This is a genomic window from Leucobacter sp. 7(1), from assembly GCF_900163635.1.
Lineage (GTDB): Bacteria > Actinomycetota > Actinomycetes > Actinomycetales > Microbacteriaceae > Leucobacter.
On the sequence record NZ_FUID01000053.1, the window covers coordinates 1 to 9642 of the forward strand.

The 9642-nt window shown below is 64.0% G+C and carries 5 protein-coding genes and 1 pseudogene; 3 read left to right on the plus strand and 3 right to left on the minus strand.

Annotated elements, in window-relative coordinates:
* Both FM113_RS10420 and FM113_RS10425 read left to right on the plus strand, forming a co-directional pair.
* Positions 1-1576, plus strand: a 1576-nt coding sequence (locus FM113_RS10420) for an AAA family ATPase (RefSeq protein WP_176387171.1), incomplete at its 5' end; no start/stop codon positions are given.
* 152 nt (positions 1577-1728) lie between these two features.
* Positions 1729-2088, plus strand: a complete 360-nt coding sequence (locus tag FM113_RS10425) for a sulfate permease (RefSeq protein WP_087014411.1) — start codon at positions 1729-1731, stop codon at positions 2086-2088.
* A 29-nt stretch (positions 2089-2117) separates the two neighbouring features.
* On the opposite strand, the gene FM113_RS10430 is transcribed toward FM113_RS10425, so the two are convergent.
* From FM113_RS10430 to FM113_RS10440, 3 genes and pseudogenes are all read right to left on the minus strand, one after another.
* Complete coding sequence (locus FM113_RS10430; RefSeq protein ID WP_087014414.1) at positions 2118-3908, minus strand: ABC-F family ATP-binding cassette domain-containing protein; 1791 nt, start codon at positions 3906-3908, stop codon at positions 2118-2120.
* Positions 3909-3915: 7 nt separating this feature from the next.
* Positions 3916-6060 carry an AAA family ATPase gene (locus tag FM113_RS10435; protein WP_176387172.1) on the minus strand — a complete coding sequence of 715 codons (2145 nt, stop codon included), beginning with the start codon at positions 6058-6060 and terminating at the stop codon, positions 3916-3918.
* A 161-nt stretch (positions 6061-6221) separates the two neighbouring features.
* Positions 6222-7544: pseudogene (locus FM113_RS10440) on the minus strand (ABC-F family ATP-binding cassette domain-containing protein); the annotation flags it as partial.
* A 132-nt stretch (positions 7545-7676) separates the two neighbouring features.
* Between FM113_RS10440 and FM113_RS10445 the strand changes: the two are divergent.
* Positions 7677-9458, plus strand: a complete 1782-nt coding sequence (locus FM113_RS10445) for a lipase family protein (protein WP_087014418.1) — start codon at positions 7677-7679, stop codon at positions 9456-9458.
* Positions 9459-9642 lie beyond the last annotated feature (184 nt).

A 9642-nucleotide genomic window follows, 5' to 3' on the forward strand; every position in this document is an offset into this window, starting at 1 on the left:
GCAACTGCAATCCGTTACCGCCGGCGGCGCGTTCTCCCTCCTCGTCCATGACCGCAACGACGCCCCCGAACTGCTCGACGTTCACCGCTTCGTCAACGACTGGGAAAAGTCCACCTCCCTCGACCTCCGCCACGGCCGCCCAGAAGCCATCGACACCTACACCGCCCACGGTCGCATCAACGGCGGGAACACCGAGGCAATGATCGACGCCGCCTACACTGCCTGGCGCACCGATGCCCTCGCCGGGGTTTCAACGGTGTTGATCGCGGACTCGAACGAATCCGTCCACGCCCTGAACCAGCGCGCCCGCGCTGACCTCATCCTCGACGGAACGGTGAACGCCCGCCGCGAAGTCGCCCTCGAAGGCGACGCCCGTGCCGGGGTCGGGGACACGATCATCACGAGGAAGAACGACCGCCGACTCCGCACCCCGCGCGGGTGGGTGCGAAACGGGGACCGCTGGATCGTCACTGACATCCGCAATGACGGCTCACTCACCGCCCGCCGCGCTGACAGTCGCGGCACCGTGATCCTCCCCGCCGACTACGTCTCCGATCACGTTGATCTGGGATACGCAGTCACCGCGTTTAGGGCGCAAGGCATCACCACGGACACCTCGCATGTGCTCGTTGATCCGTCTACGACGAGGGAGAACCTGTACGTCGCGATGACCCGCGGCCGGCACGCGAACCTCGTCTACGTCGCCACCGACCGCCCCGACGACAACCACACCACCCCGCACCCGGCAGACGATCCTGATGCGACCGCGAGGAGCGTGCTCTACCGGGTACTGCAGCACGTCGGCGCCGAGCTCTCCGCGCACGAGACGATCACGGCCGAACACGAGACCTGGGGGTCGGTGGGTCAACTCGCGGCCGAGTACGAGACGATCGCGCAAGCCGCCCAACACGACCGCTTCGCCACCCTCATCCGCAACTCCGGTCTCACCCCGGAAGAAGCAGAAGACACGATCCACTCCGACGCCTTCGGAGCCCTCACCGCAGAACTCCGGCAGGCGGAGGCGAACCACCACAACATCGACGCCCTCATGCCACGCATGGTCGCAGCCCGCGGCTTCGGCGACGCCGACGACATCGCCTCCGTCCTGCACCACCGCCTCGCCCGCGCCACCGACAGGCCGGCGGGTTCCGGGCGCACCCGCAAGGCACCCCGCCTGATCGCCGGCCTCATCCCCGAAGCAACCGGACCCATGTCCGCCGAAATGCGGAAGGCCCTCAAGGAACGGCGCGAGCTGATCCAGCAACGCGCCGAAGCAGTCCTCGACCAAGCCCTCGCCGAACGGCAGGAATGGGTGCTCGCGCTCGGAGACACACCGGCAGAGCCGAGAGCCGCGGCAGCGTGGAAACGGCGAGCACGAACGGTCGCCGCGTACCGCGACCGCTACGGCATCACCACCCGCAACCCGCTCGGCCCCGCGCCCGATACCGATGCGCAGAAAATAGACGCGGCACGAGCGAAAGCCGCCCTCGCGAGGCTCCGCGACCTCGCCGGCGTCGAGGGCAACGATGACCTTTCGCGCACGGTGCGGCGCGAGGTTGCGAGCCGGGCCCTGTGACAGGTTGCCCTTCCGAATGTCGCTGGTGCGTCGTACTCTGGTGATGAGGCGGATTTCTCCTTGATATGACGCTCCTCGGGGCAGGCCGCAAGGCCACTCACACACGCACCGCCTCCGACGATCCGTCGTGCATGTGAGAGGAAACCCCCGTCATGATCCGCCAGCTCTGGACCCTCAGCGTCCACACCCGCGCATTCCTGCGCCGCTACATGCCCACCAACATCCTCCTCGACGCCATCCGCACCCGCCGAGGACTCAAATGGGGCGTACCCGCGATGCTCCTCGCCGTGCCCTACCTCCTGGCCGCGAGCACCTTCACCACCCTCATCGCAGACGGCGGCCCCGGATGGCTCAACCTCTTGGTTCTACTGTGTCTGTGGAACACGATGAAGCTCATCATCATGGGACCCGTCAGCCTGATCCTGTTAGTTCGCGCACGCATACGCGAGGAGGTCAAGCGTCGCCATGCTCGCGCAACAAGCGATTCGACACCGGCACTGATGGAGGCTTAGAGCGATCTCAGGCGCGCAGTTCAGATCGTTCAACCGATGAGGTCTGAGAGCTCGAACCACCGTTCCTCCAGCGCTGCTTTCTCTTCCTCGGCTTCGCGCACCTCATCATTCAACCGATTCAGACCCGCGTAGTCGCCCTGATCGTGTTCAGCCATACGCAGGTGGATGTTTGCGATACGTTCACTCAGTCGTTCCAGCTTGCGCTCGGTCGCGCTGAGTTCCTTCCGGGCGGAGCGTTCTTCCGCACCGGATAGCTGTGACGGGACTTCCCTAGACGCTGAGCCCGGCTCGCTGCTAGCGCCAGCGGACGACTCTGCCTCCGCCGTTCGTAGTCGCAGATACTCGTCCATCCCGCCGGGGAGATGGCGCAGCCGTCCGTCGAAAATCGCGTACTGCTGGTCTGTGATCCGTTCCACGAGGTAGCGGTCATGGCTGACCACGATGAGCGTGCCCGGCCAGGAGTCGAACAGGTCCTCCATCGCAGCGAGCATATCCGTATCCACGTCGTTCGAAGGCTCATCTAGAACGATCAGGTTTGGTTCTGAGAGCAGCACAAGAAGCAGTTGAAGTCGCCGCTTCTGCCCGCCGGATAGTTCTCCGACACGGGCTGATAGGTGCTCGCGTGAGAAGCCTAGACGTTCGAGGAGCTGCGCGGGGCTGAGTTCCTTGCCGTCGATGACATAGCTCGTCTTAGCTCGGGCGAGTACGTCCCTCACCCGGTCGTCTGCGATCTCCTCCATTTCACGGAACTGCTGATCGAGGACTCCAAGCTTGACGGTTTTGCCTCGCTTGACCCGCCCTGCCGTAGCCTCGACCGTTCCCGCGATGAGGCCCAACAGAGTGGACTTTCCCGCACCGTTGGCCCCGAGGATCGCCGCACGCTCACCGGGCGCGATGCGCCACTCGATACCGCGTAACACCTCGCGACCATCGAACGAGACACCCGCGTCGAGCAGGTCGATCACCTCCTTGCCGAGCCGGGCAACGGCAAGCCGGTTCAGCTCGATCCGGTCGCGCAACTGCGGCACGTCCTCAATGAGCTGGTTCGCCGCCTCGATACGGAACTTCGGTTTGGACGTGCGGGCCGGCGCTCCACGACGCAACCAGGCCAGTTCCTTCTTCATCAGGTTCTGCCGCTTGGCCTCGACCGCCGCAGCCTGCCGGTCACGCTCGACCCGCTGGAGCACATAGGCCGCGTAGCCACCCTCGAAGGGCTCCACGATCCGGTCGTGAACCTCCCAGGTAACTGTGGCGACTTCATCGAGGAACCAGCGGTCGTGAGTCACAATGAGCAGCCCGCCCGCGTTCTTCGCCCACCGTGAGCGCAGATGCTCGGCAAGCCAGGTGATGCCTTCGACGTCGAGATGGTTCGTCGGCTCGTCCAGCGCAACAACGTCCCATTCGCCAGTCAGCAGCGTGGCCAGGGCGACCCGGCGGCGCTGGCCACCGGAGAGTGTTCCGATCCGCGCATCCCAGGGTAGGTCGGAGACGAGGCCAGAGATTACGTCACGCACCTTCGCATCGCCCGCCCACTCATGCTCAGGCCGGTCGCCGACGATCGCGTGCCCAACAGTGGAGGCGTCGTCCAGCGTGTCCGCTTGGTCGAGCACGCCCATCGTCACCCCGCCGCGTCGGGTGACGCGGCCCGAGTCGGGTTCAATGCGGCCCGACAGCATCCCGAGCAGGCTGGACTTACCATCACCGTTGCGGCCAACGATCCCGATGCGATCGCCCTCGTTTACGCCGATCGTCACCGAGTCGAATACGACCCGAGTGGGGTATTCCAGGTGCAGAGCCTCGGTCCCTAACAGATGTGCCATACGTTGCTTACGCCGCCTCTGACCTAGCGACCAACTCAGCGCACGCTGCGATGACGAACTCTGGAACTGCATCAAATTCGCGCGGATTGAGCTGCATCACATACTCGTTCTCGATGTGGTAGGTCTCGTTCACGAACTTTGTGAAGACCTCGTCTCCGCCCAGCGAGTGCGGACTCAATGCAAGCATGATTCTGAAGAGTTGCACCTTTTCATATCCCACGGTCGTCGCATCGAAACGAGCGCGGAGAGCACCAGGCACCCTTAGCTCGGCAACCAACTGGTCATAGTCAAAATCGGCAATGTGCTCCTTGACTTGTCTCAGCGCCTCCTCGACCTCCTCGTCACCGAGCGGAATCTGCTCCCCAGTATCAAGTTTTCGGGTCGGTAGTTCGCGGGCATGGAGCGCACTCGACAACAATTCATATGCTTCGTCGCGCGCCCCATGCACCTCGAAACGCCGACGCAAGTAGATGCACTGAACGACCTGATCCGTGGCGGATCGGATGTTGTCGTCACAAACCTGCGAGAAGGTCTGAATGTCAGTCGGCCGAATGATCTTCTCCGACAAGACGCCTGAACGCCCGCTCAGGAAGTGAACCACAGGCTTCGTGGCAACGAACTGACCGGTAGTCCGCACGATGTCCACGGCAGGCTCGATGTCGTGAGTGAGCAGGAGAGATGTGATCCCTCGGAGACTGTTCTTCCCGTGGAAGAGCTGATGCAGGATCGCAAACTTCTTTGTCTTGTCGAAGCTGGAGACGGGATCGTCCAGAACGACCAATCCGGGCTGCTTATGTTGAACATCGTGCATGAATAGAACCATCGCGAAAGCGTTCTTCTCGCCATAACTGAGATGAGTCGCCGCGGCTTCCAAATGACCTGGAGCATCTTGGTGTTCGAGTAGCATCCGATACGTGTCATCGCGGGGCTCGATCCGAACTGTGTACCGATAGCCTGCTGACTTCAGGAATGTGTTGATCGCGTTCTGGTTAGCCCGTATCAGCTTTCCAACACGTGACTTCTGTTCACCCACGCGCCGCCGAATGTCATCGATCTGAGATGCTACGTCACCCAACTTCCCGTTCATGAGTTGCACGACGGATTGCGTTGCTTCGGAGTCTAGCGCCGGAAGATACTTGAGTTCGATCTTTAGGCTGCTAAGTATTTCGGCGATGTTCTCTTCGTCCTTGAGTGCATGGAACGAGAGATTCTTGACTGCTGAGAGTTTGGTCAGCAACGTCTCAATCTGACTGCGAAGAGTCACAACGAAAGACTCCTGTTCAGGGGCGAGCCCCGTGATCGAGGTAGTCAGTTCCTCAAGAGTCTCAAGATCACGCTCGGAGAGGTACCGCCCCAGCCGATCGATGACGTTTCGGAGTTGACTCATGTTTCGGACGGCAGCGGAGTCGTACTCCTCCGAGACCTTTGCAGCAGTCACCTTGTCTACGCTCGGAGTGGAGCAGAAGGGGCAGTTGTCCGAAAGGTCCAGGTACGCTTTGCCCTTCGTCTGCCAGGTGATCCAACCAGCTGGGTCGTCACTATGCAGGAATCCTTCGTAGCGTTGCAACTGTTCGGGGATATGCGCGAGCTTCCCCCCGACGCTGAGTCCCTTGAACCCTTTACTGGTCTTCGCGATCGCGCCAGTCTTGGTGACGTTGAAGGCATCGCGGAGCTCCGTGAATCCCGCGATAGCTTCGTTAAACTCTGGCTCGTCCGCAAAAGTCTGCTTCAATGCCTCGAAATTGGATTCGATCTGGATAAGTCCCTCTCGGAACTCCTCTGTGTTGATGAAGATCTCGAAGCTGTTCTTCAACACCTCGTCACGTTGGAAGACGAACTGCGATACATAGTCGTCGTTGAATGTCATGACACTCTGAATGCTGTCCGCGCCTTCAACCGTGGGCCTAGGGCCGTCCTTCACCGCCTTATATTTGAAGGGGGTGAGTTCGTCAAGGATTCCATCGCCTTGCGTGCGCAGCGTGAGCGCGCGCGCGATGGTGCTCTTCCCGATGCCGTTGGGCCCGTACTTGATGTTGAGCGATCCTTCACGCAGGGTGATAACGCCCTCCTCGATGCTGTTGCAGTCACGGATCGTGATGCTGAGGTCTGGCGAGGCAGGCTCCATTACGGTCTGCTGATCAGTGAGCGTCATCGCGCACTCCTGTTCTGTGTCGTCCGGTCCGCCACGGTCCTCCGTGGCAAGGAACATGTATGACGTATCGTGGCCGAGGTCGAGGCACATAGGCTCCGAGGCTTCCGTCGAGGCCGCGAAGCCAGTAAACTCAAGGGACAAGCCCAACCCGCCTCCGATATGCTCGGTTCGTCAAGGATCAGCACGTTGGGCTGATTCAGCAGGATCAGGAGCAACTGCAAGCGGCGCTTCTGACCCCCGGAGAGATCCTTCACCGGGGTCGAGAGCTGGGCACTCGTGAAGCCCATCCGTTCGAGCAACTGGCCTGGGGTGAGCTCCTGCGCCTTCGAGCCACTGCCGACAGTGAAACTTGTGCGAAGCCGGCCGATCACCGTGCGCACGGGCTCGTTGAGGTGCTCTTCAAGCTCATCGAGTCGCTGAGTGAGCGTCGCGACCTTCACGGTCTGGCCACGCTTCACCGTGCCGCTCGTCGGCTCGACCGTGCCCGAGATCAGGCCGAGCAGCGTGGATTTGCCCGCGCCGTTCACCCCGAGGATGCCCGTGCGCTCGCCGGGTGCTAGACGCCACTCGATGTCTTCGAGGATCACCCGATCGCCGTAGTTCACCCCCACGTCGAGGAGGTTCACGACCTCCTTGCCGAGGCGTGAGACTGCCATCGACTGCAGCGACACGCGATCCCGGATCTCGGGGACATCGGCGATCAGCTCGTTCGCGGCGTCGATCCGGAACTTCGGCTTCGAGGTACGCGCGGGGGCTCCTCGCCGCAGCCACGCAAGCTCCTTGCGGGCGAGGTTCTGCCGCTTCTGCTCAATCGTGGCGGCCTGGCGGTCACGCTCCACGCGCTGCAGGATGTACGCGGCGTAGCCACCTTCAAAGGGCTCAACGATGCGGTCGTGGACCTCCCAGGTCGTGGTGCAGACCTCGTCCAGGAACCAGCGATCGTGAGTCACGACGAGCAGCGCGCCCTGGCCGCGCGGCCAGCGTCGCTTCAAGTGCTCCGCAAGCCAGGCAATGCCCTCGACATCGAGGTGGTTTGTCGGCTCATCGAGAAACAGCATGTCGAACTCGCGGCTCAGCAACGTTGCGAGCGCAACCCGGCGCTGCTGGCCACCCGAGAGGGACACAACCTCGGCGTCCCAGTCCAGATCGGCGACGAGGCCCGCGATCACATCGCGGGTGCGCGGATCCCCCGCCCACTCGTACTCGGGGCGATCGCCAACGATTGCGTGGCCCACGGTCTCGCCTTCGGGGAACGTGTCGGCCTGATCCAGCACACCGATGGTGGTCCCGCCGCGCATCGTCACCTTGCCGCCGTCCGGCTCCCGCCGACCAGCGAGCATCATGAGCAAGCTCGATTTACCGTCGCCGTTGCGCCCGACGATACCGATCCGATCGCCCTCGGCGACGCCCAGCGTGACCGAGTCGAACACGGTCTTCGTCGGGACTTCAAGGTGTAGGGCCTCGGCCCCCAGAAGATGTGCCATAACTCCTCAATCGTAGTTCAGTTCGGTGGGGATCCCCCGCGAGCTTCCTGCCCGGTACGCTGGAGGGCGTCGCGCGCCGCGACACACCTGCTCGGAGGCCGAGCCGGGGGCCGGTCCAGAGGGGTACTCCAGATGTCGCTGAAGTCAGAGTTCACGACGGGCATTGCGAGCCTTGCTGGCCCCGCACGGGCTCTGATCGGCCTCGCCGCGATTGGCCTCGGTGCCACACTGGTGCTGGCCCCGCTCAGCACCCACCAGATTGCAATCGTGACCGGAATCGGTCTGGCGCTCGCCGGCGTGGCGGCCCTCCTCCTCCCCACAGCGGATCGCTTCACGCGGTTCTCGGCGCGCGTTCTCGGTGGGGTCGGGATCGCCCTCGGTGCCCTGATCGCGGTCTGGCCGAGTGCGGGGGCACCGTGGCTCGCGTTTGTCGTGGGCGCAGCCCTGATCGGGCAGGGACTCTTTCAGGGGATTCAGTCGATCCGCAATGGTGGCGACCAGCGCGTCACGAACATCATTGGGGCACTCGCGAGCATCATCATCGGCGTCGTGACATTCTCCTGGCCCGTGCTCACACTCACGTTCTTCCGGCTCGGGGTCGGGGCGTGGTTTGTGTTCTTCGGCCTCCAGCTCGTGATGCTCGCGCTCACACACCGCACCGACAGTGTCCTGCGCGCCCCCCGTCCGCGCTCGCGCTTGCGTCGCTGGTCGCGCACGATCGGGGCGAGCCTCGCGCTCGTGCTCGCGGTGGGACTCGCCCTCGGGACCGGCGCAATCCTCGGCGGGGTGCCGCTCCCCCAGCCCGGCAAGTTCTATGCCGCGCCCGCTGAGGTGCCGCGCGAGCCGGGACAACTGCTGCGCAGCGAACCGCTGACCGAGGGCGTACCTCACGGCGCACAGGCCTGGAAAATTCTCTACACGACCACGCACAGCGACGGTAGCCCCGCAATCTCAAGTGGCACGCTGCTCGCCCCGAAGCAGCGCGACGAACAGCCACTGCCCCTGCTGTCCATTGCCCACGGCACCACAGGCGTCGCCGCGAAGTGCGCGCCGTCGCTCAGCGCCACCCCGTTCGCTGACGGGGCCGGAGCGGCGCTCGAGCAGATTGTCACGCAGCACGGCTTCGCCGCGGTCACCTCCGACTACATCGGGCTCGGGACCAGCGGCACGCACCCGTATCTCATCGGTGACGCTGAGGCGCGCAATGTGCTCGACGCGGCGCGCGCCGTGCAACAGTTCTCAGAGGTGTCGACAACCACAGAAACCGTCGTCTGGGGACATTCCCAGGGCGGACAGGGCTCCCTCTGGACGGGGCAGATCGCCGAAACCTATGCGCCGGAGCTCACCGTCGTCGGGATCGCGGCGTTCGCCCCAGCCGCTGATCTCTATGGCCTGGCCGAGGTGAACAAAAACGACGCCCCGGGAAAGACGGTCTCCGCGTACATCGCGGCGACCTGGAACACGCTCTACCCCGAGCTCGATCTGCAATCCCAGCTCACGCCAGGCTCCGCAGGACCCGTCGCGAAGATCCAGGACCTCTGTTTCAACGGGCAAGACGTCCTCGCCGCGATTCTGCGCGGCACGCAGGTACCCAACCAGATCTTCCCGGACAGCCTGCTCGCAGGGAAGTTCGGGCGGCTCCTCAAGGAGCAGACACCCGTGGGGCCTTTCCCGGCCCCGGTGCTCGTGGCGCAGGGCCTCGCTGACCCGCTCGTGAAGCCGGCGCAGCAGCGCGCCTGGGTCGCCGGGCGCTGCGCAGCGGGTGAGGAGATCGACTACCGCACCTTCCCCGGCCTCGACCACCTCTCGCTCGTCGCGGCAGATTCCCCGCTGACCCCGCAGCTCGTGGAGTGGACGCTGGATCGCTGGGCGGGGAAGCCTGCCACTCCGAACTGCGCCGCAGTCCCGAAGTAGGGCGCTGGCCAATGACACGGGCCGCTGACACGGGCCGCTGGCACGGGCGGCTGACACGGGCGCGAGCTCGGGCTCCGGGCCACAGGCCACGGGCCACGGGCCACGGGCCGTTCACTCCCCTCGCGTACCCCGCACCTGCCCCTGCCCTTGACCTGCCCGGCCCGGCCCGGCCCGGCCTCTGCCC